Raw genomic sequence first — 25521 nt, forward strand, 5'->3', positions numbered from 1 at the left:
CTAGAAAGTTATGAAAATCAAAGCATCCATTTTAATAATACTTATAGTAACAACCTGCATATTCACAGGTTGCGAATATGATAATTTTACGGAACCCACGTCTACCCTGACAGGTAGAGTCGTCTATAATGGAGAACCTGTCGGTGTCCGCACAAACGGACCTCAGCTAGAACTCTGGGAAGATGGGCATGAATTGAGAGCGCAATTTCCTATCCATGTGACCCATGATGGTACATTTTCCGCTGTTTTATTTGACGGAGAATATAAACTGGTACGGAAAACAAACTCTCCATGGTTACCACAATTGACTGATACAATTATTATTAACGTGAATGGCCATACGGCAGTTGATGTTCCTGTAGAACCCTATTTCACCCTTAGTAATATATCTTTTCAACATAACAATGGCGAAATAACAGCTAATTTCTTCCTAAATAAAATAATAGAAACAGCGAATCTGGACAACGTCAATTTATACCTCGGGAAAAACCTGTTGATCGATGATGTGCGACATGATCTTAAAACAACCCTATCTACTGACAATATTACCATCGACGGCTCTAATAACATGGTTGTCGAGATACCGGCAAACCTCAGAAGCTTGGGTTATATTTTTGTCCGAATTGGTGTAAAGGCATCAGCTTCAGGAGAATTGTATTACAGCCAGGTTCAAAAAGTAAACCTGTAACCCGCACTATAATGAATAATGTGCTGACGATAAAATAATATGATCAAAACAAGAATAACATCTTATCTGGCATCGGCAATATTAATGACTTGCTGTATTCCACCATTTCTTTTTGCCCAACCTGGATTCGGCCAGGCGGAAAAAATAAATGCAAACTGGCATTTCCATCTCGGCCATAACGAAGATGCAGCCACGCAAAATCAGCTTGGCCGATCGTGGCACCAAGTCCAATTGCCCCATGACTGGAGTGTTAAGCAGCCTCTAAGTCCTACTTTAGCCAGTGCCACGGGATACCTTCCCGGAGGCATTGGATGGTATCGAAAAAACGTGACCATCCCACAGGAGGACAACGGACAAAAGCTTTACATTTATTTTGAAGGTGTTTACAACCGCAGCGAAGTATTTGTCAATGGGAAGTCCGTCGGGAAACGCCCAAATGGCTATATCTCCTTTAGTTACGACATCACGCCGTATATCAAATACGGAGAGGAAAATACGATAGCCGTAAAAGTAGATCATAGTCAGGATGCTGATTCACGTTGGTACACCGGATCAGGGATATACCGTGATGTATGGTTAGTACGTGCAAACCCCGTTCATTTAGAACCATGGGGCGTGTATGCCTATCCCGAAGTAAAAAAGAACCGAGGTACATTACACGTGCAAGTCGCCATGCATAATGAATCCGATGCATCGGCGACCCTTTCCATCTTGAATGAACTCGTGGGACCAAATGGCGATGTCGTAGCAAAAAAAACGACTAAAGCTACGCTTGCAGGTGGCGTCCGCGACGAAATCCAAACAACATTGGATGTGAAAAACCCCCAACTATGGAATTTGGAACATCCGACCCTCTACACGCTGCGGACCCGCATACTCCAAGGAAATCAACAAATAGATGAATCCGAAATAAAAACCGGATTCCGCACCTTTACATTTGATCCGGATAAAGGATTTGCGCTTAATGATCAGTGGATGAAGATGAAGGGTGTCTGTATACACCACGACGCCGGCGTGTTGGGTGCTGAAGTTTATCCCGAAGTTTGGCGTCGTCGCTTATTGGCCCTGAAAGAATTGGGCGTTAACGCCATTCGCACCAGCCACAATCCCCAAGCCCCTTCCCTATACGCGTTGTGTGACGAACTGGGGTTATTGGTGATGAATGAAGCATACGATGAATGGGAATATCCAAAAAGAAAGTGGTTGGAAGGTTGGAATGTAGGAACACCGGGATTCCAGGGCTCGTATGATTTCTTTGAAGAATGGGGTGAAAAAGACCTGGAAGACATCGTAAAACGGGACCGTAACCATCTTTCTATTTTTGCCTGGAGCATAGGAAATGAGGTCGATTATCCCAATGATCCCTACTCCCACCCCGTCCTCGATGGAAGTTCGGAAAGCGGATTTACACAACCTATATTCGGAGGTTATAAAAAAGACGCCCCCGATGCCATGCGGTTGGGTACCATAGCCAAACGACTTGCGGCTGTTGTTCGCAAATACGACAATAGCCGTCCGATAACCGCTGGACTAGCAGGCGTTGCGATGTCGAATGAAACGGCGTATCCGGGCGCACTGGATATCGCCGGCTATAATTATACCGAAAGCCTCTATCAGCAAGATCATGAACGTTATCCCGCGCGTGTTATCTATGGCAGTGAAAACCGCCATGACATGGGCGCCTGGAAAGCGGTCAGAGATAACGAACATATCTTCGGACAGTTTCTTTGGACAGGTATTGATTATCTAGGAGAATCAGGTCGCTGGCCTTCACGCGGCTTCTATTCCGGTCTACTGGATTTTGCCGGTTTTACCAAGCCGCGCGGATATTTCCGCCAATCTTTGTGGTCAGAAAAACCGATGGCGTATCTGGGCACCTATCCACTACAAGGGGGCGGAGCAGCAACCGATGTGTGGTCTCGACTGGAAACCGAACAGGGACAACGTAAAGATCAAGCACCATCGATGGATGCTTGGCCAATATGGAATTATCAAGAGGGACAGCAGATACGTGTCGTGTGTTATACCAATGCCAAAAAAGCGCGATTGGAACTTAATGGAAAAGTCGTCGGGACAACCAAAGAATACAATGACGAGCACGGAATTATACACTGGGATATCCCATACGCTGCTGGGAAACTGGAAGTGGTGGGGCTTGATGCCGATGACCAGGAAATAACCCGTTATTATATACAATCAAGCAAGAGACCGCAGGCTATCCAAGTGCTTCCATCGAGTACGACTACCTTACAAGCTAAAGGTGGTGTTGCGCAGATCGAGCTACAAATTATCGATGAAAATGGGCTTCCCGTGCTATTAGCAGAAGACGAAATAACCTGTCAACTTGCCGGCAATGGTCGGTTGCTGGGTATGGAAGCAGGCAACAATTCGGATATGGGCGATTATACGGATAACAAGCAACGTGCTTACCATGGTAAAATGATCGTTTACATACAGGCGAATGGAGAACCCGGTGAACAGGTTGTAGCAAGGTTTACAGCTCCTTGGCTAAAAGCGGCTGACGTAGAGATTAAGCTGCATTAACTCCTCTTGCATATAAAAAGCCCTCCCAAAAGCGTATTCTTGGGAGGGCTCTTCTCCTGTCCAATCACGTCAACAGCTGAGCCGCCTCATCATCTACGAGGAAAACCAATTCTCCCACGGACGGTTTTAAAAGCTGGGAAGGATACAGTTCAGGATTGTTCTCCCCCTGCAAAACCTCCCGCAAGGCCTTGGCCTTTTTCTGTCCAAAGGCAATCACCACGATTTGGTCTGCCTTATTTATAAACGGAGCTGTCAGCGTAATCCGATACATATCTTGCGGCACCAGAAAATAAGCATCTACCCATTTATCTTTTTCATGAAGCACTTCCGTGCCCGGAAACAATGATGCCGTATGTCCATCGTCTCCCATTCCCAGAAAAATAAAATGGAGCCGTGCATCATCTCCTAGTTTTTCCCGTAAAATCTGCTCGTAGGTCTGCGCATAATCTTTCGCATCTACGCCTTCTTTATACATCGGAAAAATATTGGATTCGGGAATAGGGACATGATTAAGCAGCGTCTCGTAAGACATCTTTGCGTTACTCAAATCGTCATCGAGTGGCACCCATCTCTCGTCGCCCCAAAACACGAACACCTTGTTCCAATCCACCTGTGATCTATAGCTTTCTGTGGCTAGCAATTTATGCAACTCGATAGGAGAAGAACCTCCGGTCAATGCCACAGAAAAAAATCCCTTTTCCTCTATATTTTTTTTCGCCGCATCGACAAATAACTGTGCGGCCGTTTCAAAAATTTGTGCTTTACTTTTAAACTGTTTTAACATTCTTTTCCTCCTTTAAACCTTCCGTTGTTGTTGATAACCATTGATGTCCCTGCCTGTTCAGCAGCTCATCCGCAGCTTCGGGTCCCCAGCTTCCTGCGGCGTAGGTGTACATAGGTGAATACGTTCCGTTTTCCCATTCTTGCTGAATCGTAGCGATAATATCCCAAGCTTCCTCTACTTGATCCGAACGCATAAATAACGTCGAGTCTCCATCGAGTGCATCGATCAGCAAGGTTTCGTATGCTTCCGGGCTGTCTGGCGCACTCTCAAAATAGTCAAATACCATTTCAACCGGGTCTAACGTCATGTCCAAACCAGGTTTTTTCGCCATGAAGGACAAGCGGATATCCATTTCAGGCTGGATATTGATCGTCAGTTGATTCTGCTGTAATGTATCCTTACTATTTACAAATGTTTTGTTCGGCACTTGCTTAAAGTTCACCACGACACAGGATTTCTTCTGCGCCATACTTTTGCCGGTACGCATATAGAAAGGCACCCCTTGCCATCTCGGATTGTCGATATAAAACTTCATCGCTACAAATGTCTCGGTATTCGAATTAGGATCTACCCCCGGCTCCTGTTTGTAACCCTGTTTTGCTTTTCCATTTATTTCACCATCCGTATATTGTGCACGCACCGTGTAGTGATTGATATCTTCCGGCTTGATCCGGCGTACCGCTTTTAGTATTTCCGCCTTTTTATCCCGGATTAAAGAAGATTCAAATTCAACCGGAGCGTCCATGGCGACCATACAGAGAATCTGCAGGAGATGGTTTTGAATCATATCACGTAAAGCACCCGAATGATCGTAATATCCGCCCCGATCTTCCACACCAACCTGCTCAGCCACCGTTATCTGAACCGATTCGATATGTCTATTGCTCCATAGCGGTTCAAAAACCGTATTTGCAAAGCGAAAAGCTAGAATATTTTGTACCGTTTCCTTACCTAGATAATGGTCAATGCGATAAATCTGCTCTTCCTTAAAATTTTGATTTAATAATTCATTCAGGGCAACTGCAGAAGCCTTGTCATAACCGAAAGGCTTTTCGATGATGATACGGTCTTTTTTAACTTCGTCGGCCATTCCTGCTTTCTTTAAGCTAGACGATACGGACTCGATAAAACTAGGTGCTACCGATAGATAGAAAAGACGGTTTGCGCGGTTGTTGCGATCGACATCGAATGCTGTTAGTTTATCATTGAGATTCTCGAATGAATTCTCATCCGTGATATCAAAATTTAAGAACGTAATTTTTTCACTAAAACTCACCCACTGTTCTTCGGTATACGTGTTATTACGTGAAAATTCCTTTAGATTTCCTAGGACATATGCTCGAAATTCCTCCTGATTATATGGTTTTCTACCCAATGCAATGATCTGGAAATGCACAGGCATCCATTCATCAATGAATAAATTAAAGAAAGCTGGGAACAATTTCCTTTTCGCGAGATCACCAGTTCCACCAAATACAACAATGGATGTTGGTGCTGTTGTTCTGTCGTGTGTCATGTTAAGGTCGATAAAATTTAGTCCCAGTGGGTATGAAAAAACCTAAATCCAATCTAGCTACAGCGAAATCGTTGTCTGCGATTCCAAAATTGTATTTGTTCATTTTTTATAAAATAGTTTAAGTATGGAAGACCAAAGATATTGAAACTTGTATGCTATTACGCAAAAATTCTTTTTTTTACCCGTATGTGACCAACATTAACGCTTATGGGGTTGACCATATAAGAAAATCTAGTCATTTAACTTTTCTTATTTTGCCGCTAATTTTTTACTTTTAATCATCGTTCATTCAATTCATTACTATTTCTCATGGTTACAACACTTGCTGTTATTTCTGTACTCTTGATTCTTTTAAGTTTACTTCCCTTTATCCAACATCAGCACTGGTTATTCCGCGTTGCCGAATTTATCAAAATACAGCTTGTTATCCTACAAATTATTGCCTTTGGTATAACGATGATATATGTGGAGGACAATATCTGGCTTTGGATAGTTCAAGCCGTCCAGTTTGCATTGATTGTTTACCATATTTACATCTTAATGCGGTACACCAAATTCTGGAAAAAACAAAAACCCTCCAAAACTTCGTTTAGTTCCAATAAAATAAAAGTCATCTCCTGCAACATCCATCAATATAACAGCGATTATCACCGCTTTATCGAATTGATCGAGCAAGAGCGACCTGACATTTTTGTAACGATGGAAAGTAATACCGACTGGGAAAAATCCATGCGCGTTCTAGAAAAAGATTATCCATATCAGGAAAAGGTGACGCTTGAAAACACCTATGGGATGCATTTATATACTAAGTTAAAAGTTAAGAATATACAAACCCACTATTTTGTAGCGGATGATGTTCCTAGTATAGAAGCGGAACTCGAGACCGACGATGGTCATCGCTTTGTTTTCTTCGCGGTACATCCGCCCCCACCAAGTCCAACGGAGGAAGATAATTCCAAAGAACGAGACGGCGATTTACTGGCAGTAGCGAAAAAAGTGAGAGACTCTGCGCTACCCGTAGTAGTCACGGGCGATTTCAATAATGTTGCCTGGGCAAGATCCTCTATTTTGTTTAAGAAAACCAGTGAACTTATCGACGCACGTATTGGACGGGGTATACTGTCAACCTTTCATGCCAACTATTGGTTTTTTCGAGTTCCGTTAGACTTATTATTCCACAGTACAACTATAATAATAGATAAGTTGTTTATTTACCCATCTGTCGGTTCCGATCACTTTCCAATAGGCTGTACCTTCCACATTGACGTCGAATCAAACGATCAGGAAGAAGAAGTAAAGCATCTTGAAAACGGAGAAATGCAGGAGGTTGACGAACTGATTGCCGACGGAAAGGCAGAAGAAAGCGAAAACCGTTAGACGCCATGGGACTAAAAATTTACATACCTTTGGTCGTAACTATCGGAAATTAAAGATGGAAACATGAAGAAACTGAGCAAATTATTCGCGCATATCGGATGGGTATGCATTCCGGCCCTTGCCACGATGCTAGCTTGCCAATCGTCTCCTAAAAAAGATACGGAAACTGCCCATGCAACATCCTCATATCCAGACACAACACAGCCTGTCAACAATACCGACTCCATAGGCTTACAAGACAGATCCGTCAAATTTCTCTGGCGAGAAGACCAAGTCATGGAAGAATACGACGCGACTGTCAGTACCATCGTGCTGGACGAAGCCTATGTGGACCGTATCTCCGACCCGGAAAAGGCCGCACTAGGCTATGTTGCCACTTTCATCGGCAACGAATGTGCTTGGGATGGCAAAGCAACCGCATCACGTAGCAACCTAAAATGCAAGATACTTACCGCACTGAATCTCGGTTATCAATGTTCCGATACTCACCTTGGCTTTCTGCGCAAGTGGTTTCGTGACGACAGTGCCGTCCTGAAAAAACTGGAAAGCTGTCCTACCATCCCGGATGGTGCTACTTCTCAAGAAACTTTTGACCGGATTGATGTAACCGTTGCTGATGGCAAAATTGCCATCGCTTATGAGGTTACAGGCATCAATACACGGGAAGGTAAACAGTGGACGTGGAAGGCAACAGATCTCTTTATATATCAGAACAATGGTCTAAAGCTGGTCAAGGCCGAAAAGTCGGATCCTGTCATTACCGATTTTGAATGGGATGTTCCGTAAAAAGTTATCAGCTATTTAGTGGTCAGACATTAATCCATCCGCGATAGCATCCCATAATGCAATACGCTTGCGCAATGCATTCTTTGCGAATTAGTTGGGCGAGATTTGGCGTAACAAAACTTTTTAAGTAGGTTTAGCTATTGCTTAATGTCCTAAAATAGCGAGACGATAAGTAACGGAAACGAAACAAGATGCGCACGATATCGAATAAAAAAGATATCCCCATAAGAACATTGCCTAAAGAATACGGCAATGGCATAGCTGTGTCAAAAGTATCTGCCGCATCTTTTTTGGCAGATGACGAAACGATGCATGCGCATCGGCACGATTACCACTTTTTTGTATTGCAGGAAAAAGGCATCACGCACACCGAAATTGATTTTGAGCAATATATAATCAGTACCCCAACGATTCTTTATCAATCACCCAATCAGGTGCACCGTGCTTTGAAAGTCGAAAATATCGAAATGTATATACTCATCATCAGCAATGAAAATATCCATCCAGATTATCTCAAACTTTTACAAAATATCGCTCCGTTAAAACCGTTGTCCATTCGGCATAAAGAACTCACCATTGTTCGCCAAGCATTTCGTCTGTGTACGAATCTGTACGAAAGAAAATCCGATAAACTTTATCTTTCTTCCCTGCAAGATAGCTGCAATGCCTTGGCAGGGCTGATCATTTCGTTGTACCTAAGGCAAGTAAGACCTTCCGAATCGCTTTCGCGGTTTGAGCGGATTACCAATGAATTTTTTCGCTTATTGGAACGCGATTTCCTGACAGAGAAACGCCCTTCATATTATGCGGAGGCCTTACATATTTCTGTTTCCTACCTCAATGAATGTGTGAAAGATGTAACCGGTCAGTCGGTATCCCACCACATTCAGCAACGTGTAATTTTGGAAGCAAAGCGTTTGCTTTATCATTCCGATAAAGCAGTTAAGGAAATTGCTGCTATATTAGGTTACGATGATTATCCTTACTTTTCCCGACTATTCACTAAAACAACTGGAATGACCGCCGTAACCTTCCGCAACAAAAACCGCGAATAGTCCAATAATTACACTTTTCCGTCCTTTTCCATTTTGTATAAACTTTCGTCCTTTGTTACCAATAAAATGAAAGATTATGCCAAGTGCTCCAAAATGGGTTTTTGATACCCTAAATTTATTTATTTCTAAAATCCCTTCCGTAACGATAAGTGAAACAGCGTATCTATCGCCATCAGTAAAGCAACTTCGATTGGAAGGCGATTTTAAAAACCTGCATTTCCCGGTTGGTGCTTTCTTCGACATTAGAGTAAGCGATACCGACGCACGACGATATACCGTTGCACAGATAAACGAGGAAAAAGACAAGTTAACGCTTATCGCCCACCTGCATGGGAAAGGCGTTGGGAGCGATTATATGCATCGGTTAAAAGTCGGTGAAACCATACAGCTCAACTATCCCCGGACCGAACAAAAATATTATGATGAAGCAGCAAAAAGGATTGTACTTTTTGGTGACGAGACTTCCTTAGCGTTGGCAAGTTCCTTTCTTCCGATCGTGAGAGAAAAAAATTTGTCTATCCGGTTTATATTCGAACTCGACGAGGAAAATAAACACATACCTGCTGTATTAGGCTTAGAAAACAGCATCGTCTATTCCAAGAACAACTTATTTCAAGACACGACGTGGATACAGGAGCATCTTCAAATTCTCGATCACGAGAACTGGCAGGATGCCTATTACGTTTTGACCGGAAATGTAAAATCGGTGCAGGCTTTTCGGAAAGTCATCAAAAGTAAAACAAACGGCAAGATCAAACATCATGGTTATTGGTTGGAAGGAAGAAAAGGATTATAAATAATTGCTATACGTTATAAAATCCCTGTATTCGTGGATTGACCGATGTGCCGAAATAACCGAAATTGGTACTTTATTTAGATCAAGAGGTAAATCGATGAAAACAAATACTGTATATCTATTCCTATTGGTATTCCTAGTATTCGGATGTTCAAAAGATTCAGATACGGACGGACCAAATGGTAACGGGATGCTTTCGGGAAAGCTCTTCTTCCAAAACTATGACGGACATACGTCGATAGCGCTTCCCTCCATGACGGAAGTAATATGGAAGACAGGTCGAAGCTGGTATGACTGGGACATATCGCTGGACGGCGAAAACATTCTGGAAATGCGGGATGGCCGAAGTGATGGCATGCCGGACCAAGTCAAATTTACCTACCGACGTTTTGCTGAAGAGCAAGCTATTAACGAGTTCTACTACAGGCCAATAAACGGTGGTACAGTGTACATTTCGGGAACGCTATCTCCCGATAAAAGCCTATTTTGCATTGATCCAACATTTGATGAAGGCTTTGTAGTCTTATCACCTCAAGAAGGCAAAATCATTGCCCACATCGAAAGAATAAACAATGAGCAAGTAGATCGCAACTCCAGTTTTTGCTGGCTACCCGATAATTCGCTGGTGATCACCTGGAAAAACGCACTTGTACGATTCCCGCATCCTTATACCAAAGGTGAAATCATCAAGGAATTTCCTAATGAGAATTTTGGACAGATTACGGCAGATCGGCAAGGAACAAAGTTGGCTATGATTTACCAAAAGCGGGTCTGGATACTAAATCTCACAACCGATGAGTTTTACCAAGCGACGGAAAGTCAAGAAAGAGAAGCTAGTCCAGCGTTCTCGCCCGATGGCCACTTTATCGTGTTCGGAGCTGGACAAACCACAATAGGTGTACCGGGAAGTGTGCCGAGCTATCAAAGTTACATGAAGATCGTTCCTGTCGATGGAAAAACCTATCAAGTGGATACGGATGGTCATGGGGTCATTCCGGTCATTGCTGCAGGAGAAATCTCGCCTGAAGCATTGAAAGGCCCTGTTGTGTGGACAGAATAAAGACACCTTTTATAAAATTATTTACTTTGGGCGTAACGATCGGTAACGAATGTGCCTAGGATGGTCTTGCTTCTAGAACACTTCTCCTAGTCCAAGCCTAAAACCCCGATACCCTTTACTTACCCCATAGTCTATGGCTATATTCGTCCCGGACTTTTTGTTGAATTTGATCCTTGCTCCGGCGCCCGTACCTACATTCCAGTTTCCGAAAAGGTGTGTATTAGGTCCGCTAATACTCGTTACATTAGCAAACAGGACGAATCCGAAAAGCCCATTACGCGTAATATCCCGACGGTATTCCGACTCCAGATAGAATAAGGACTTACCTCTGTATCTACTCAGGGGAAGTCCCCTTCCCGAGCTATTGTACGGATCCCAGTTTAACGTCGGAAGGTCCAGATAAGGTACTTTAGTATTGAAGACCGTCCAGAAGAAATTGCGGACAGCAATCATGTTCTGCTGATTTGGATTATCCGTAAGCCTATGGTATCTTCTCACCTCGAGATATAAAGATTGCCAGTTCTCCGTACTTCCCATAAACGTTGGATTTACACGAAATTGCAAATTCGCAAAATTTCCATCCCACGTATTGATGGAGTTCGCTCTAGTATCAAAAATAAGATTTAAGCTTAATCCGGAAGAAATACTGGATCCGTTTTGTGCCGTCCCATATGGGTATCCCGTAAAATCAGCTATCGAAATCTCACTTTTACTCCGAATATCGGTACGATAATCCAGATCGTATCCCAGCCCCATAAAAAAACCACCGTCAATACGTTTAAGGACATGCTGATAAAACCTGACATATGTATAATCCAGATTGATTTTGTCGTTATGGCCATATTGCTTACCCAGCCCCCATATTTCATGGGGGAATTTCAATAACCGTATATCGCCATCGATAACCCATTTGTTTTCCTTAAGCCATATGTAGGATCGGATAGGTAAACCAAACCGCTGCTTAAAATTAGTGTAGGGCGTAAAGTTTACGCGTGACATATGGGTGTCTTCCCGATCACCGAGATAGAAGCCCGCCGTCGTCGAGGTAATCAGCGCATAACCGCCACCGGGCACACTCGTGGAAAAAGGTAAAAACGAAAAATAAACCTTTTTTCCTATACTGTCTTGCCCTTGAGGAGGCGCAATACCAAATACCTGACGACCGATATCGATCAGATCCCGCTGTTCACTAGTGTCCGAACGGACAGGCGTAATCTCAATCTCATTAACAGGCCGTTGTGCATTCACACGCAAAACAACCGTCAAACTAGCCATTAACAACAGCCAGTTATATTTCCTCAGCAACAGCATCTCACAATTCAATAGCGCAGATAGCTTTTATTTTTAAGGGTTCGTACTAAAAATGGATCCGTTCGCGATCAGCGCCCGTCGATTCATTTTAAGAATATCCACGACCCATTCTGCGAAATCTTCCGGCTGCAACACTTTATCCGGGTTACCGTCCGTTAAACCACCTTGGATACTCATATCCGTGGCAATCGTGCTCGGCGTTAGGGTCACTACCCGGATATCATCTTTTCGCCATTCCGCCATCATCGACTGTGATAGTGAAATTACCGCGGCTTTGGAAGCCGCATAGGCTGCCATACCCGCTCCGCCCTTTAAACCTGCCGTGGAAGCGACATTGATCACATCTCCTTGCCCCTCTTCTTTTAGATATGGATATACCGCTCTTGCCACGAGATACACACCAAAAAAGTTAATATCAAATACCTTTTGGAAATCTTCCGGTGCCATCTCCATCACTTTGCCAAACTGGCCCACCCCAGCGTTGTTTACTACAATCTGCACACCGCCAAGCGCCTCCACCAACTCTTGTATCCCTTTTTCCACCTGCGCATTATCTGCTACATTAAATACGGCGTAGTGTGCTTGCACGCCATATCCGCGAAGCTCCTCTACGGTAGACTGGAGGTTCTGCTCATTTTGCCCTGTGATACCCACCTGAACACCTTCTGCCGCAAGTGCCAACGCGACTGCCTTTCCTAAACCACGGCCTCCGCCTGTAATGATTGCTTTTCTACCTTTTAATTCTATCATTTTGATGCTGTTGTAATCTACCCAAAAATAATAAGAATAGTTCTGAAAAACGACATCATAGCAAAAACCTATATCGGACATGCATTGATATTCAAACAGGAGACTATTGGTTGGATATTATAGATAAAAGCACAGGACTGGACAACGCCACATTGAAGGTGCTATTGAAGAAAGTCTTATCTGGTGAACGCCATTAGATTTCAGCGGAACCTAGATCGAAATCGTAACGATAAATCGGACACCTGTTATTGCTTTCATCGTCCGGATCCTCGCATAAAATAAACGTGATCGTATCCGCAGATTGGCCATACACAGCGAGCCCTTCCAACTTTTTGGTACTTGAGAGCTGGTGGGTTTGCCCTAATGTCCAGTCGCTGAGATTTATATAACTGATATAGGAACCTTTATTTTCCCCATCGTGATAAGTACTGGCGCTGTCTTCTGCCGTTGCAATAAAAAATAAGCGGCCATCCACTATTACGCCGTCAGAAAACCCCGTCGTATAGTTTTGGATATCAGACAGCTCAATATGGTTGGCGCTCAACGTTTCGGGGCGGAGAATAAAATCCGAATCGCCCGCTACCGTGAAGATGACGTTCTGTTTTTTTTCACCATTGCCACGGTTTAAAAAGTACCAGGTTCCGTTATCGTAAGTAAGTCCTTCTATGTTGAAGTTCTGCTTGTCAACCTTGCCTATCTCCTGCATGCGTTGATATATCGAATCTAAGGAGACTCGGCGTACATGGCTATTCCGCTTATCGTAAATAAAAGCCTCTTGCCGTTGGGGCTTTGATCCGGAGCCCACGATTACCAGTGCATCACCCACATCACACAACGCCTCGAAATCTTTTTTATCCTTTTTGGCAACCATCTCCGTTTGCTGCAAACTATCCAAAAGCACCTTATCCATCCGTTCTTCCTGTACATGATAGTGGTACAGGTAAGGGCTGTTGTCTGATACAATATACAGTTGATCCTGATGGTATTGCAAGCCCGATGCGGCATTGATACCTGTCAGATTAAAAAGCAATAGCAAAGAATAAATTGTATCCATTATCTGTTGTACTAACAAAAACCTCTCCCTTTTCTAGACATCCGATCCGTTAATACAGAAAACCAAATAACCATAGCGGTATCTTACGACCACTACCTACCTCTATATCGTCAGCAGCAACGTAGGCATTGTCCAATCCTGCCACCTGGCTAAAGTCCTTCTTTGCTCCGCCGACTTCGATCGTATATGTCCCATCGATCACGAAGTCCCCTTTTTTCGCCAAGTCGACGCGGTAACCGGCACTTCGAAGCTGGTTGACGAAAAAGCTTTCGCGAATACTGCCTACATTCTTTGGCTGCGTGGATATAGCATGGAACAGGTTCGGATTGTCCAGCAACAGTTTCCCTGGTTTCTCCATTGGTCCTAGTCCCTTTCCTTCCAAGTAAACCAGTTGAATCAGTTTCGCCTTTTCCAGGTAATGTAAATATTGGATAAGCGTAGCACGGCCCATTCCGATGGTCTTTGCGAGTTCGGAAACGTTAGGCTTAAAGGGCACTTGCGTGGATAAGCTAGCGAGCAGCTGATTGATTTTCCTGATCTGCTGTTTATCAATATCTTCTATAAAAGCGAGATCATAAGCGATGGTGAGGTTCACCACATTGGCAAGTTGGTTTGGATAACCCGCCACGTCTTCCTTATAAAATGGATAATAACCGTAAGCGATATATTGTTCAAACAATCTAATAGGTTTCAGGCTATTCAATGCGCTTGCCTGGGCGCTGAAAACCCATTTCTACTTGGCTCAGCAATATCGCAGACTTTTCTCTAAGAACATCCATGTCTAAAATTGTTTTGAACAAATAACAAAAATCACAAAAATTGTATTTTCAAAAATACAAAAAACTTACCAAATACCCTAATATGATATACTTATTTACTCTCCACTAACCCGTTTTATATATTGCAACATCCCTGTTTCTGTATCCAGCTGCATCATGTGTACCGTGCTTGCTGTAAACGTGTTGACGACCCGGGATGCGCTCCCGTCAACTTCCAATATGACATCTACATCCAAAAAGTACTGACCGCAAATTATGACATTAGCCATCCATAATAGAAAATCACAAAAACTTTGATTTTATAATCGTTTTTCATTTTATATAATTATTTTTCATAACTTTAGCTTAATTAAAATTCATAAGTAAGTATGAAAAATAATTGTTTTTCACAAAATATAACCGTTTTTCATGGACGATCTGCTCCCGAAGCGGGGTATCTTGCTGGATATGCGGCTCTACTTAGTGCCTTTGATCTACAATTACCGCTACCGGATGTCCTGAGCATCATAAGCCATAAGCACAAGCATTATACAACGCCGCAGTGGCGTATCTTCACACCACGTTACCAGCCGGAAGATACACTCATGGGGCACTTGACTTTTGCCCTTAAATATGAAGGCATCGACCTAGGACTTTTAAAGAAGCTCTTTGAAAGAGTTCCTAGGCATGAGCTTACCGAACTTATTGCAATGGAACGTACGGGGCAATACAGCAGAAAGATATGGTTCCTTTATGAATGGCTGATGGACAGGCAGCTAAATTTGCCCGATCTGACTACGGGTAACTACGTCGAAGTGGTCGATACCAGTATCCAATATGGAGTTGTCCGAACAATGGAAAACTCGAAAAGACACCGGGTGCGTAACAACCTGCCCGGAACTAAGGACTTTTGTCCGATGATTCGAAGAACAGCTGTACTTGACGAGTTTATCCATGCGGATTTACCTGAACGTATCCAGACGATTATGGGGCGGATTCATCCGGATATCATGGCCAGAACAGCCGCCTTTCTGTTGTTGAAAGATTCGAAGGCATCCTATGCCATAGAAGGAGAAAAGCCACCGCAGAACAGAGCACAGCGTTGGGGAAGGGCGATTGGACAGGCCGGACAAAAACCGATAAGCACCGATGAGCTGATCCGCCTGCAACAGGTTGTAATCGACAATCCGCGCTTTACCAAAATGGGTTATCGTGAGCAGGAAGGGTTTGTTGGCGAACACGACCGTCTTTACGGAACACCTATTCCCGATCATATTTCTGCGAAATGGAAAGATGTGCAGCAACTGGTGAACGGATTGATCTTAACAGGAGACAAACTAGAACAGGAAGCGGAATTTGATGCAGTTTTGGCCGCTGCTATGATCGCGTTTGGGTTTGTATTTATCCACCCCTTTGTGGATGGCAACGGAAGAATACACCGTTACCTAATGCACCATGTACTGCTACGAAAGGAGTATGTTCCAAAAGGTATGATATTTCCGGTGTCATCCATTATACTGGAACGTTTGGATGAATACCGCCGAACGCTAGAAGCGTTTTCCATACCAAGGCTGGATTTTGTAGAGTGGCGTCCAGACGGCAAGAACAATGTGCAGATTCTCAATGAAACAATTGACCTGTACCGGTATTTTGATGCTACTAAACAAGCAGAGTTTCTATACAGCTGTGTAATGCAAACCATTGAGCAAACCATCCCCGAAGAGGTTGAATATCTGGAAAAATATGATCAGATGAAAGACTATTTAGACAACGTGTTTGAAATGCCCGATAAAATGGTGGCCTTGGCGGTGCGTTTCTTAGAACAGGGAAACGGAAAATTTTCCGAACGGGCGAAGAACAAAGAATTTCAAGAATTAAGCGCTGATGAAGCTACACAGATAGAACATAAGTATCAGGATATTTTTGGGATTAAATCCAGTTAAGGAATAAACAAGAGCACCCGTAGCGTGCGTTTCGGTGATCAAGGTCGTGATGCGTCTGATCAATTTATAATTTCACCATCGTTGTTTGCCAGTCTTTCCTGCCATTTACTTCGTTCTTCGAGTGTTATTCGAGCCCAATTTTTAATCTCACCGATTACTTTTAGTGGCTTCTGACTGCGATAAGAACGCGTAGGGTTGCCCGCGAATTTTTTATTCGTCACATTCGGATCGTTTTCAAAATCCCCTGTTGGTTCCACGATATAAACGCGTTCTTCTCCCTCTCCTTTCGCCAAAGCAGCAGCAAGTCCTGCTCCATGTATTAAGGCCGTGAAGTAAATGTGATTCATAATTAGATCGGCTTCATAATTAGATTTGCCTCCAGCGGTTAGGAGATCGTCTATCTGCAAATCTGCTCGTGTTCCATGAAAAAAGGGTCCTTTGATCGATGGCGCCTCGGTTGGCTGTTTCGCTAGCTCGTTATATTTTGCGGCGTTATCCACCTCACCTAGTTCCTCGTAGCATTGTGCCAATTGGGCATATAATAGTGGTAATGCTGGTCTAACGACGTCATCATTTATTTTCCGTGCGAGTTGCAATCCCGTGTTGAACCACTTTAATCTGTCCTCCGGCTTGGTTTGTCGACGAGCAATATGGTATGCCGACGTAAATTTTTCAGCATCGTCAGTCGCTTCCTCCCAAGCTTGCAGAAAAAGGGCAAGTGCATCTTCATAATTACCTGCATCCTCCAGACGCATGCCCTGCATACAGAGCTTAACCACCGGATTATTTGCGCTAAATTCCATGTTACAATGATTTTGATATGCTAGGCTTTATTCACGTTCTAGGATTACTAAAATATAACCCTCCTTCTGCTCATACTCCACGCCATCCAAGGTTATTTGTTCTATGATTGTACCTCCGCAGGCTTTATTCTTCCTTGCCTTGACCAAGAATGAGAAAGATTTTATGGTCGACAAAAATTTATACTGTATAACCCCTTCTGACCAGCCCACTTCAGGAAGTAAGACCCGATCATCTTCTCTAATCTTATACTCCACGAGCTCATTTTCACGGTTTCCCAGTTCTTCGCGAAGCTCGAAGTTGTCTTTATGGAGCTGACCTGTAGTTATCAAGTTCTTTCCTTCGGCATCCACGAACTCAAAAACGACCGGCGCGGGTGGTGTAAAACAATCTTTTTTCTCACATGCTGTGATCGATAGACAAAGACATGCAACTATCAGGTATATCCGTATCGTGTTCATAAAATGATTTAAAAATACGTTTAGCAATTTTAGCAGCGAAAGATATGAAAAAAAACTATCTTTGCCGCTTAATCTATATTTTATGAATAAAATCTTTATTATCCTATTATTTTTAGGGACGTTCCATCTTGGGCTTGCACAACAGGCGAAGGTATTAATCGAGTTCGGGGGAGCCCTTGGCCATGCCAAAGCTGAGATATCTTCGCAGCCTAACAACGTTCAAACCCAGCTCCTAAAATCCAGAAAGCTCCAACCTCAGATTGGTGTTGGATTGTCGCCCCATTCCTATGTAGGAGTCAGCTACAATTTAACAAAGCAAAAAGAAATCTACACCTCCAAGTTCGAGAACGAAGTTTATACGGCTAATGAGCGAAAAGAAACCGTAGAAAAGACCAATGCCTTCGGTGTCTTCTACCGTTATTATTTTATGCCGTTCAACAAAACACGTTGGAATACATTTGCCCAAGCAAATCCAAGCTATCAGATTTACGAAATCAATAACGCTACTATATCAACAGTGGAATCACGTGATTCATTTTCCGGATCAGCATCGGGCCAGGAATGGTACCGACGCCAGAAAGCTATAGATATGGATATTAGCGTTGGGGCTTCATACCGCATTGCTCCTAATTTCCATGCCCAGCTATCCATAAGATCGTTAGCCAATGTGAAGTACACCTTTAGCAATTCGTATACCATACCGGATGAGCAGAAAGAAACGTCTTATCGCTTTTTTACTTCGCCATTATCAAACACCTATCTTTCACTTTTATTTAGTATTTAAACCATCCACATGAATAGATTTTACATTTTATTTTTTCTGACTTGCGTACTCGCCACAGGTCAGTCTTATAGCCAAGAGAGTAAGTTCAACATCTCTGTCCATACCAATCTCAATAAAAGTTCCTCATCAACTGGCAATGTAATCGGAACCAATTCCACGATGGAATTGAAACAATTTGCCATTACACCTCGAGCTGTTTTTCGAATTGATAAAGTATGGGCAATCGGCGCAATATATAGCTACGGCAATACTGTTAATAGATCACACATTATAATACCTGAACTAGCTCAAGCGTATCTGGATACTAAAACGATAGATCAACATGCCGGTGTGCTCGTGCAGACCTATCTTTTTGATAACGGAAAATTCGCAGCATTTTTAGAATTAGATGGTACAAAAGGAAGTTCCAAAACAGAAATAGTACCTAAAGAGGATATTTCAATTTTGGGCACGCCTACGAAATCTAGCTTATATTATTCGGCCTTCCATGCAGGAGGACGGTATACATTTTTCAAAGGGCTCGGTGCCGAGATAAGACTAAACCGTTTGGTTAGCTATCGACATTTAAGAACAAAAGATTTTGATACGAAAGTGAATCATTTTGACTTATTTAATAACTTTTGGAATGAGGTTTCTCTAGGCCTTTCTTATCAATTTTAGGTTTCCCAGATCCAAATAAAAACACCCTGGTTTGCGCTTCCGGGTGTTTTTGTTACCCACCGATAAAAACGTACCTACCGCCTTCGTCGCCTTCCCGCCAACAAGCGGCTGGTTAAATAACTCACCGCAGCACCGACCATAGCCAGCAACGCCGTATGTGCGAGATTGCTCCAATCGAAGCTGTTCCACACCGAGCAGACGGTACCGCCTAAGGTACCCAGCTGCACATTACTCAGCGGCCTCATCACTCCCCTCCTTCCCTTCCGTTTTTGGCTCAGTACCCTCATCCTGCATCACCTGCTCGATAATACCTAACCCTACGGCGACGTATTTCAATACATTCAATGCCTTCGCCGGCAATTTTATCGGCGCCAGCAGCACCACCTGTACCGCTTGGCTTATTTTTCCTATTATCTGTCTCATTATCTGATATTTAAAGTTCATTCTGCATGAACTAAATTCATTCTGCATGAACTTAGTTCGTTCCGCATGAACTTAGTTCGTGAATTTTTATAAACACTTCTTCTTTTTCCATCATCGCTGCAAGCCGCTTGTAGAGCGGGATGTACGCTTTTCTGGATTGCCGGATCTCAAATTCATGACTTTTCTTGAAATATTTTTTGGTTTTTCCAACTAAAAGACACCCCGCCGTGTCGGAGAAATTATTGCCGATGTGGATATAGATGTAAGAGAAATTCGGAACATCCATGAGCTGTATCATGCCCTTATGAAAATCAGGAAATAACCGGTGGTAACGTCCATGCATACCTCCGTAGCGCCGAAACGCCAACTTATATCGTCCTGCCGGAATCGCTGTACTTCCTTTTATCTTCTCATCCCGGACCGAATCCTCCAGTACATAACAGACCTGCTCGCCATCGATGTAGAGAACAGACAGGGTACTGTTATTCCCCTGCCTGACACGTTTTACGTGAATTTCCATCCGTTAACGTACTACATGTGTTGCCATCTCCGACCAATCCGAGCGGCCGTAGCCGTTTACCGCCCGCACGCGTACGCCATAACGTTGATAAGGTATCAACGGGGCGATGATGTTGAGCCTTGACGAGCTCGTGGTATACGATTCACCCCATTCATCCGGTAAACCATGTGCGTCGATCTGGCACAATTGGTATTCGTACAATTTGGCCGACTGGTTTTTGTCGAAATCCAATCGCATCTGTCCTTTCTGCCGACCATCACCCACGGTAATCCCTGTCACTGGCAACGGCACATCATCCTTTTGCGGTAAGCTGGATACCGCAAACCCCGAACTCAATAGTTTCGGCAGATCGCCATCGGCCGTTTGCGTGACGTAGAATGCCAAACGCTTCAGCATTTGCTCTGTCACTTTCCTAGCCTGGTTCTTGGCAGCTGTATCCTCCGGACTGCCGCGTCGTTTGGCCATGGATAGCTTCTGTTCGTAATCATCCAGTACCTCCGCTACCGCTTCCAATGTTGGTTCCGGTGTTTCAAAGTTGGTGTTGCCTGTCATGGCGAGCAACACCGTTTTTCCTTTGACCAATACGGTTTCATCGCTGTCCTTGGTGAAACCACCCAATGCTTGTTGTTTTATGTTCATCACATATTGTTTTAGCAGCAGGGCCCATTCCCTTGCTGTGGCAACAAAAGTGGTCTGAGCGAGAAGATTTTAACGGAAAATGACGACAGATGGGCACATTTGGGCACAAATGGGCTCTAATGACGACGACAACGACGTCAGCAACCCGGACGGAAGTATCGCTTCAGCGGACAGAAGTATCCTGTCGATGGGCGGAAGTATCACATCGTCGTACGCCGACGTTGTTTCGTTAACCAACCTGATCAAGCTCCTATCTATCTTTTTCATATCGGTGTACGGGACAACAATTTCGTTGCCCAACGCATACATGTTCCCGTATGCCGAAATCATTGCGGTGCACAGGAGTTTACGTTCGGCGTACGTCGACATTATTCTGATGGACAGCCGTCTGGTTTCGTCATAGCGAAAAAGACATATTCCGGACAGGGAGATAAACATGAAAGTCAACTTCATTGTATCGGCGCGTAAAAGAACCGCAACCCCACACGAAAGAAGCATGCCGTTGTCCGACGGGTTACAGAAGTCGCACGCCGTCAAGCCGTCGGCGTACGGAAAAACAAAGGGGAAGCACGATGATCGATGTACCTCCCCCTGCGTGATTAAAGCGTATAACGCTGGTTGCTCATTAACGCTTGCCTTTTCGCTTGCTTTCCTCGAAAGCGCGGCCAAGATCCGCTTCGGTAAAGAAATGGCGCGTGCCCATTATACGCGGCACCAAGATACCACGGTCTACCCAGCGGGTATAGGTACTGTCTTTGATGTTCAGCTTGTCCATCACTTCTTTTCGGGTTAATAGTAAGTGCATTTCATGCGGTTTCGGAGCCGCCGTACAGTTTTGCGGTATATCCAAATCAATGTTTAGTGCTTTCAAAATACTTATAAAGATCGCACATCGCCCACATCTTTCTGCTGGCCGCTGACCGTTCCTGTTGTTTAATTCGTTGTTGTTCATATCTATCATTTATTGGTTGCTATAATAAGTTACTATCCACAAAGCGTAGAAATCAGTATACACGTTGCGATGACCAGCAGGTATTACCTCATTTATGGATTCATCACTGTCATTTGCATTATCACTTTTCTTGGGTTTCGGTGTCGTTAAGACCACGTCTCCACCGACCATTCCCCTATAAAAATTGATATTCAACGCTACACTTTGTGCACACTCTAAAAACCATTTGGAAGGAAGGAGCTCCATTACCTGTTTAAAGCTAGCATTCGTTTCCAGTACCCGTTCGTCTGCCAGGTGTATGCAAAGTTTTCCGTTTTGCATATCCACGTAAACAAGATTTTTTAGCCATACCATTTCGCGTTGGTATCTTACGGGTCCTTTGACCTGAAAATACTCGTAATAATTCTCCAGTGCATCCTCTGGAATCGGCACTAAATCTCTCAGTCCCCGGTCTATACGGCGCAGGGCACCTAACAACCGACTTTGGCTGACAGGTTTTAACAATACATCTACAAAATCACGGTCATACCCCTCGTCTTCATATTTTTCGTGCCCTGTATACAGGATGGTCGGTATCTTCGGGTTGGATAGACCGGTCAGGAAACGAAACGCATTCGTTTCTTCCAGCTCTACATCCAGGATCAAAAAATCGACCTTGTTTACATGTAAAAAGCGCTTTGCTTTTTGTTCATCTACGAACGTCGCAACGATTTCAACGTAAGCCACGTCCTTCAGCATGTCCAGCAGATAATCAATAGCTGATTGTTGATCGTCTATAATGACGCCAATCCATTTTCTCATAGTAGCTGTTTTTAAGAATTAAAAATTAATGTTTAGTATTACTTTATATGTTGTTTCTGTTTCTTGTATTTTCAGATCGGCTCGCTCTCCATAAACAATATTTAAACGTCTTTTTAAGTTATGTAGACCATATCCATGTGTTGCCGCTGACGTTTTGCTTTCCTGCTTTTTATTTTCTGTTGTGATCAGTAAGCGGTCTGTTTCTATGCGCACGAAGATTTCCAGCGGATAAAGCGATTGGTTTAAGTCACCATGTTTAAACGCATTCTCTACCAACGTCAATAAGCTCGTCGGTGGGATCGTATACCCTAGCAGATTTCCCTGCTCGACAACATCCACATAACACTTTTTACGCCTAGTCTTTTGCTGTATGGAAATAAAACTGTCCACGGCTTTCAGTTCGTCGTGCAGCAGAATGGTCTTTTTTCCATTCGGCTCATGTGCTGTCATGTAGAACTTCATCAGCTCATACGTTTCCATCACCTGCTTCGCCATTTCCGGATACAAACTGTGGAGCTGTTGAGCCCAGCTATGAAAAATATTAGCGAAAAGGTGAGGCGAAACTTGGCTAGCCAAAGCAGCGAACTCATATTGCTTACGCTCTTCCTCGATCTGAAGACGGCGTTCTGCTTCTGCTAACTTCTCTTTTACTGCGCGGAGTTGACCGCGGTGCAGATAATAGAGTATCGCCCAGATCGTAAAATTTACATGCATCACACGGAGTGAATCAAAAAAATCGCTCCACGTAAACAGGTCCTTCTGTACTTGCAACTTCCTGTAAAACCCCGACGGTTCCAGTCCACCATGCATCACAAAATATACAAATAGCGTTGACAGTATATAAAAAGCAACTAATGATATCACACCTTTCACATATTTCTCCGGCCTAAAAAATCTTTCCAGTATATGATATACGATATAAAAAACAAAGGCAAAATAAGGAACTGTGAGTACAACGATTCCAATAGTTATATTATCGTTTCGCGAGCTGTTGTTTATGTAAAAATAAATGGCGTACGCTATCCAAAAAAAGATATGTTTCGTGTAGTTCGTATTTATAAGTTTCCGCATAAGTATGATAGGTTTATTTATTTCGAGAAGAAGAATATAAGGATTTTCAGTCAAAGACCCAAATTTCCCGTCGTTATTCTGTTCTAATCTATCTCCTGCGGCGGTTTCTGATCTTGAAAACCGCCGACCGCTGAATTACAAAGATGACGAGAAAGTAAGCCTGGCACAAATAATACCGCCTATTACCATGTTTCCCTATAAAGGTTTACCGGTTTGATCCCGAAAAGGTAGGCAAAACGCATTTGGAGCTAGGCAAATCCATGGAATACAGGTACTTTCTAAATCCATTTGCATAAAACCCTATTTTTAAGGTAGCGGATCAACAGTACAATCACCAAAAAACGATCACCATGAAAAGAGAGAAAGTCGTACTTACCGATTACTTAAACAGCATATTTCCGACCTGGCAACAGGAAGTTCCGACGTTTATGGATTACATCGAGGAAATAAAACTGGAAACAGACGAGCCCCTGCCCAACCAACGGGGCGACATCTACTTTGTTTCAAGTGGTGCTATTGCCAAATACCATAAGAAAATTCCCAAGCGCTACATTACAGCCGGTGAACTCATCATCATCAAATTCGATAGCAAACCGTTGTTCTTTCGTGCGTTGGAGGATAGCTAAATCCTATTGATCCAGCGACATGACCTCTATCAACTAGCAGAAAATTATCCTGTCACGATCCAACTATACGATCAGTTACTGGCTAAACAGGAGCAAGCTGCTGATTTCAGAGAGCTAATACTGGAAATGCCCAAAGCGGAAAGATTGGAGGCGTTCCGCAGTAAATTCAGCACCATCATCCCCCTTATCAGCCGAACGGAATTGGCGTCCTACCTTGGTGTGAGCCGGGAATATCTCCGAAGGCTGTTTTAGCGAATACAAAATGTTGCTTCGATATTGGCTAGCGATGGCAACAACTTAGCAATAATAACCGTACGACCGCATCTAACTTTGAAGTATAAACTTGAAGAGATGAGAACAAAACAACACAAAAGAAAATTTGCGCTATTCCCCGGCAGGCGGGACGAACAAATTACCGGGGAAACCAACGATCAATAGATCGAGGTTCCGCAGCTAACAATAGATTACACAACGCAAAAGAAACGAGAAAACATGCAAAAGCTTATTGGCAGAACGAGAATAGGAACGGCTATAGATGCAATAGCCCAGACCAAAGCCGCACATTGGCTCAGCAAGAAATTGCTGTGGCTCTACAAAGGTCTTCCGGAGCTCATTGTGTACGGTTATGCTTTCCTTTATATATATACCGGATACAACAAGCTTAGACATGTGCAAGTGTTTATAGATGGCAACAGCAAGATACCGCTCGTGGGACAGTATGCCGAACTTATCGGTTGGGGCATTCCTAGTTTAGAAATCCTATTAGCTGTACTGCTAGCATTGCCGTTTGTAAGAGTAAAGAAAATTGCACTTTGGCCGTCTGTCGTCTTAATGGGTATTTTCATACTCTACTTAACGACGATGTCGATTTTCTTTCCAGATAGGCTTTGCCATTGCGGAGGTGTAATCGAATCGATGGACTGGACTACGCACCTAATCTTTAACCTTCTTTGGTTGGGTGCGGGTGTCTTCGCCATCAGAAAATTATCCAAAAATGAGCTAACTGAAGCTCGGTTATAAACATTTAAATTTAAGGGTATGAGAACTCAAATTAAAAATTTAGTAAAATCAGCATTGTTCGGTGTAGCGGTGCTCGGTGGCGGTTTGGCAGCAAATGCTTGGACAGGAGAAAAGCAAGCTGACGGACACCTCGTGAATAAGGGGGATGGTCTATTTGAACTACGAAGTAGTGTCAATCCTATGGATTGTCAACCTACCGAGCCAACGCCATGCAACTACCAAATTCTATCGCCTGAGAACATTCCAACCCAGGAAAGCTATACAGCTGCCGAATTGGAATCCTTTGAGAGCAATGGCTGGATTTCGCCATCAAGCTCTAATGGTGTATACCAAAATTGAAA

30 protein-coding genes are annotated in these 25521 nt (G+C 43.5%); 15 read left to right on the forward strand and 15 right to left on the reverse strand.

Features of this window, described 5'->3' with window-relative positions; all coding sequences use genetic code 11:
* The first annotated feature begins 10 nt into the window (after positions 1-10).
* Entirely contained in the window at positions 11-688 is a 678-nt protein-coding gene (locus tag H8B21_RS13265) for a DUF3823 domain-containing protein (protein ID WP_190314256.1), read from the forward strand.
* Positions 689-727: 39 nt separating this feature from the next.
* Positions 728-3232, forward strand: a complete 2505-nt coding sequence (locus H8B21_RS13270) for a sugar-binding domain-containing protein (protein ID WP_190314257.1) — start codon at positions 728-730, stop codon at positions 3230-3232.
* 64 nt (positions 3233-3296) lie between these two features.
* On the opposite strand, the gene pgl is transcribed toward H8B21_RS13270, so the two are convergent.
* Both pgl and zwf read right to left on the reverse strand, forming a co-directional pair.
* Complete coding sequence (pgl, locus tag H8B21_RS13275) at positions 3297-4016, reverse strand: 6-phosphogluconolactonase (protein ID WP_190314258.1); 720 nt, start codon at positions 4014-4016, stop codon at positions 3297-3299.
* Positions 4000-5532, reverse strand: a complete 1533-nt coding sequence (zwf, locus tag H8B21_RS13280; protein ID WP_190314259.1) for a glucose-6-phosphate dehydrogenase — start codon at positions 5530-5532, stop codon at positions 4000-4002. The genes pgl and zwf overlap by 17 nt, the downstream gene beginning before the upstream one ends.
* Positions 5533-5841: 309 nt before the next feature.
* On the opposite strand from zwf, the gene H8B21_RS13285 reads away from it, so the two are divergent.
* The 5 genes from H8B21_RS13285 (at position 5842) to H8B21_RS13305 (ending at position 10606) form a co-directional block, all read left to right on the forward strand.
* Complete coding sequence (locus H8B21_RS13285) at positions 5842-6909, forward strand: endonuclease/exonuclease/phosphatase family protein (protein WP_190314260.1); 1068 nt, start codon at positions 5842-5844, stop codon at positions 6907-6909.
* Between the two features lie 63 nt (positions 6910-6972).
* The gene (locus H8B21_RS13290; RefSeq protein ID WP_190314261.1) at positions 6973-7695 is read left to right on the forward strand and encodes a hypothetical protein; all 723 of its coding nucleotides are present in this window, start codon (positions 6973-6975) and stop codon (positions 7693-7695) included.
* Positions 7696-7886: 191 nt separating this feature from the next.
* Positions 7887-8750, forward strand: a complete 864-nt coding sequence (locus H8B21_RS13295; RefSeq protein ID WP_190314262.1) for an AraC family transcriptional regulator — start codon at positions 7887-7889, stop codon at positions 8748-8750.
* A gap of 76 nt (positions 8751-8826) precedes the next feature.
* The gene (locus tag H8B21_RS13300; RefSeq protein WP_190314263.1) at positions 8827-9546 is read left to right on the forward strand and encodes an FAD-binding oxidoreductase; all 720 of its coding nucleotides are present in this window, start codon (positions 8827-8829) and stop codon (positions 9544-9546) included.
* A 97-nt stretch (positions 9547-9643) separates the two neighbouring features.
* The gene (locus H8B21_RS13305) at positions 9644-10606 is read left to right on the forward strand and encodes a TolB-like translocation protein (RefSeq protein ID WP_190314264.1); all 963 of its coding nucleotides are present in this window, start codon (positions 9644-9646) and stop codon (positions 10604-10606) included.
* 72 nt (positions 10607-10678) lie between these two features.
* Here the strand turns inward: H8B21_RS13305 and H8B21_RS13310 are convergent, their stop codons facing one another.
* From H8B21_RS13310 to H8B21_RS13330, 5 genes are all read right to left on the reverse strand, one after another.
* Entirely contained in the window at positions 10679-11881 is a 1203-nt protein-coding gene (locus H8B21_RS13310) for a BamA/TamA family outer membrane protein (protein WP_223815023.1), read from the reverse strand.
* Between the two features lie 69 nt (positions 11882-11950).
* Positions 11951-12667: a 3-ketoacyl-ACP reductase gene (locus H8B21_RS13315; protein WP_223815024.1), complete on the reverse strand. Its 717-nt coding sequence runs from the start codon at positions 12665-12667 to the stop codon at positions 11951-11953.
* 193 nt (positions 12668-12860) lie between these two features.
* The gene (locus H8B21_RS13320) at positions 12861-13721 is read right to left on the reverse strand and encodes a DUF6929 family protein (RefSeq protein ID WP_190314265.1); all 861 of its coding nucleotides are present in this window, start codon (positions 13719-13721) and stop codon (positions 12861-12863) included.
* Positions 13722-13770: 49 nt separating this feature from the next.
* Positions 13771-14424, reverse strand: a complete 654-nt coding sequence (locus tag H8B21_RS13325) for an ATP-binding protein (protein WP_223815025.1) — start codon at positions 14422-14424, stop codon at positions 13771-13773.
* A gap of 171 nt (positions 14425-14595) precedes the next feature.
* The gene (locus H8B21_RS13330) at positions 14596-14769 is read right to left on the reverse strand and encodes a hypothetical protein (RefSeq protein ID WP_190314267.1); all 174 of its coding nucleotides are present in this window, start codon (positions 14767-14769) and stop codon (positions 14596-14598) included.
* Between the two features lie 99 nt (positions 14770-14868).
* Here H8B21_RS13330 and H8B21_RS13335 point away from each other — a divergent pair, with 99 nt between their 5' ends.
* Entirely contained in the window at positions 14869-16422 is a 1554-nt protein-coding gene (locus H8B21_RS13335; RefSeq protein ID WP_190314268.1) for a Fic family protein, read from the forward strand.
* A gap of 59 nt (positions 16423-16481) precedes the next feature.
* Here H8B21_RS13335 and arr read toward each other — a convergent pair whose 3' ends face one another.
* Positions 16482-17225, reverse strand: a complete 744-nt coding sequence (gene arr / locus H8B21_RS13340) for an NAD(+)--rifampin ADP-ribosyltransferase (protein ID WP_190314269.1) — start codon at positions 17223-17225, stop codon at positions 16482-16484.
* Positions 17226-17252: 27 nt separating this feature from the next.
* Complete coding sequence (locus H8B21_RS13345; RefSeq protein ID WP_190314270.1) at positions 17253-17684, reverse strand: hypothetical protein; 432 nt, start codon at positions 17682-17684, stop codon at positions 17253-17255.
* Between the two features lie 82 nt (positions 17685-17766).
* On the opposite strand from H8B21_RS13345, the gene H8B21_RS13350 reads away from it, so the two are divergent.
* Positions 17767-18468, forward strand: a complete 702-nt coding sequence (locus H8B21_RS13350) for a hypothetical protein (protein ID WP_190314271.1) — start codon at positions 17767-17769, stop codon at positions 18466-18468.
* 9 nt (positions 18469-18477) lie between these two features.
* Positions 18478-19128, forward strand: coding sequence for a hypothetical protein (locus H8B21_RS13355; RefSeq protein ID WP_190314272.1), 651 nt, complete (start codon positions 18478-18480; stop codon positions 19126-19128).
* 228 nt (positions 19129-19356) lie between these two features.
* Here the strand turns inward: H8B21_RS13355 and H8B21_RS13360 are convergent, their stop codons facing one another.
* Genes H8B21_RS13360 through H8B21_RS13370 form a run of 3 tightly spaced genes read right to left on the reverse strand, consistent with a single transcriptional unit; the run spans position 19357 to position 20710 of the window.
* Positions 19357-19551: a hypothetical protein gene (locus H8B21_RS13360; RefSeq protein WP_190314273.1), complete on the reverse strand. Its 195-nt coding sequence runs from the start codon at positions 19549-19551 to the stop codon at positions 19357-19359.
* A gap of 52 nt (positions 19552-19603) precedes the next feature.
* Complete coding sequence (locus tag H8B21_RS13365) at positions 19604-20071, reverse strand: DUF5675 family protein (RefSeq protein ID WP_190314274.1); 468 nt, start codon at positions 20069-20071, stop codon at positions 19604-19606.
* A gap of 3 nt (positions 20072-20074) precedes the next feature.
* Positions 20075-20710: a fibronectin type III domain-containing protein gene (locus H8B21_RS13370; protein WP_190314275.1), complete on the reverse strand. Its 636-nt coding sequence runs from the start codon at positions 20708-20710 to the stop codon at positions 20075-20077.
* A 79-nt stretch (positions 20711-20789) separates the two neighbouring features.
* Here H8B21_RS13370 and H8B21_RS13375 point away from each other — a divergent pair, with 79 nt between their 5' ends.
* Entirely contained in the window at positions 20790-21113 is a 324-nt protein-coding gene (locus tag H8B21_RS13375) for a hypothetical protein (RefSeq protein ID WP_190314276.1), read from the forward strand.
* A gap of 222 nt (positions 21114-21335) precedes the next feature.
* Here H8B21_RS13375 and H8B21_RS13380 read toward each other — a convergent pair whose 3' ends face one another.
* Genes H8B21_RS13380 through H8B21_RS13390 form a run of 3 tightly spaced genes read right to left on the reverse strand, consistent with a single transcriptional unit; the run spans position 21336 to position 23534 of the window.
* Positions 21336-21662, reverse strand: a complete 327-nt coding sequence (locus H8B21_RS13380) for a helix-turn-helix domain-containing protein (RefSeq protein WP_190314277.1) — start codon at positions 21660-21662, stop codon at positions 21336-21338.
* 9 nt (positions 21663-21671) lie between these two features.
* On the reverse strand, positions 21672-22463 hold the full coding sequence (locus H8B21_RS13385; protein ID WP_190314278.1) for a LytR/AlgR family response regulator transcription factor: 792 nt from the start codon (positions 22461-22463) through the stop codon (positions 21672-21674).
* A gap of 18 nt (positions 22464-22481) precedes the next feature.
* Positions 22482-23534 (reverse strand): sensor histidine kinase, encoded by a 1053-nt coding sequence (locus tag H8B21_RS13390; RefSeq protein ID WP_190314279.1) that lies wholly within the window; start codon positions 23532-23534, stop codon positions 22482-22484.
* 350 nt (positions 23535-23884) lie between these two features.
* Here H8B21_RS13390 and H8B21_RS13395 point away from each other — a divergent pair, with 350 nt between their 5' ends.
* From H8B21_RS13395 to H8B21_RS13410, 4 genes are all read left to right on the forward strand, one after another.
* The gene (locus H8B21_RS13395) at positions 23885-24160 is read left to right on the forward strand and encodes a hypothetical protein (protein ID WP_190314280.1); all 276 of its coding nucleotides are present in this window, start codon (positions 23885-23887) and stop codon (positions 24158-24160) included.
* A gap of 6 nt (positions 24161-24166) precedes the next feature.
* On the forward strand, positions 24167-24412 hold the full coding sequence (locus H8B21_RS13400) for a cyclic nucleotide-binding domain-containing protein (protein ID WP_190314281.1): 246 nt from the start codon (positions 24167-24169) through the stop codon (positions 24410-24412).
* 240 nt (positions 24413-24652) lie between these two features.
* A complete protein-coding gene (locus H8B21_RS13405) occupies positions 24653-25180 on the forward strand; it encodes a MauE/DoxX family redox-associated membrane protein (protein ID WP_190314282.1) in 528 nt (175 codons plus the stop codon).
* Positions 25181-25198: 18 nt separating this feature from the next.
* Positions 25199-25519 carry a hypothetical protein gene (locus H8B21_RS13410; protein WP_190314283.1) on the forward strand — a complete coding sequence of 107 codons (321 nt, stop codon included), beginning with the start codon at positions 25199-25201 and terminating at the stop codon, positions 25517-25519.
* Positions 25520-25521 lie beyond the last annotated feature (2 nt).

Source organism: Sphingobacterium chuzhouense (genome assembly GCF_014692525.1).
GTDB classification, from domain to species: domain Bacteria; phylum Bacteroidota; class Bacteroidia; order Sphingobacteriales; family Sphingobacteriaceae; genus Sphingobacterium; species Sphingobacterium chuzhouense.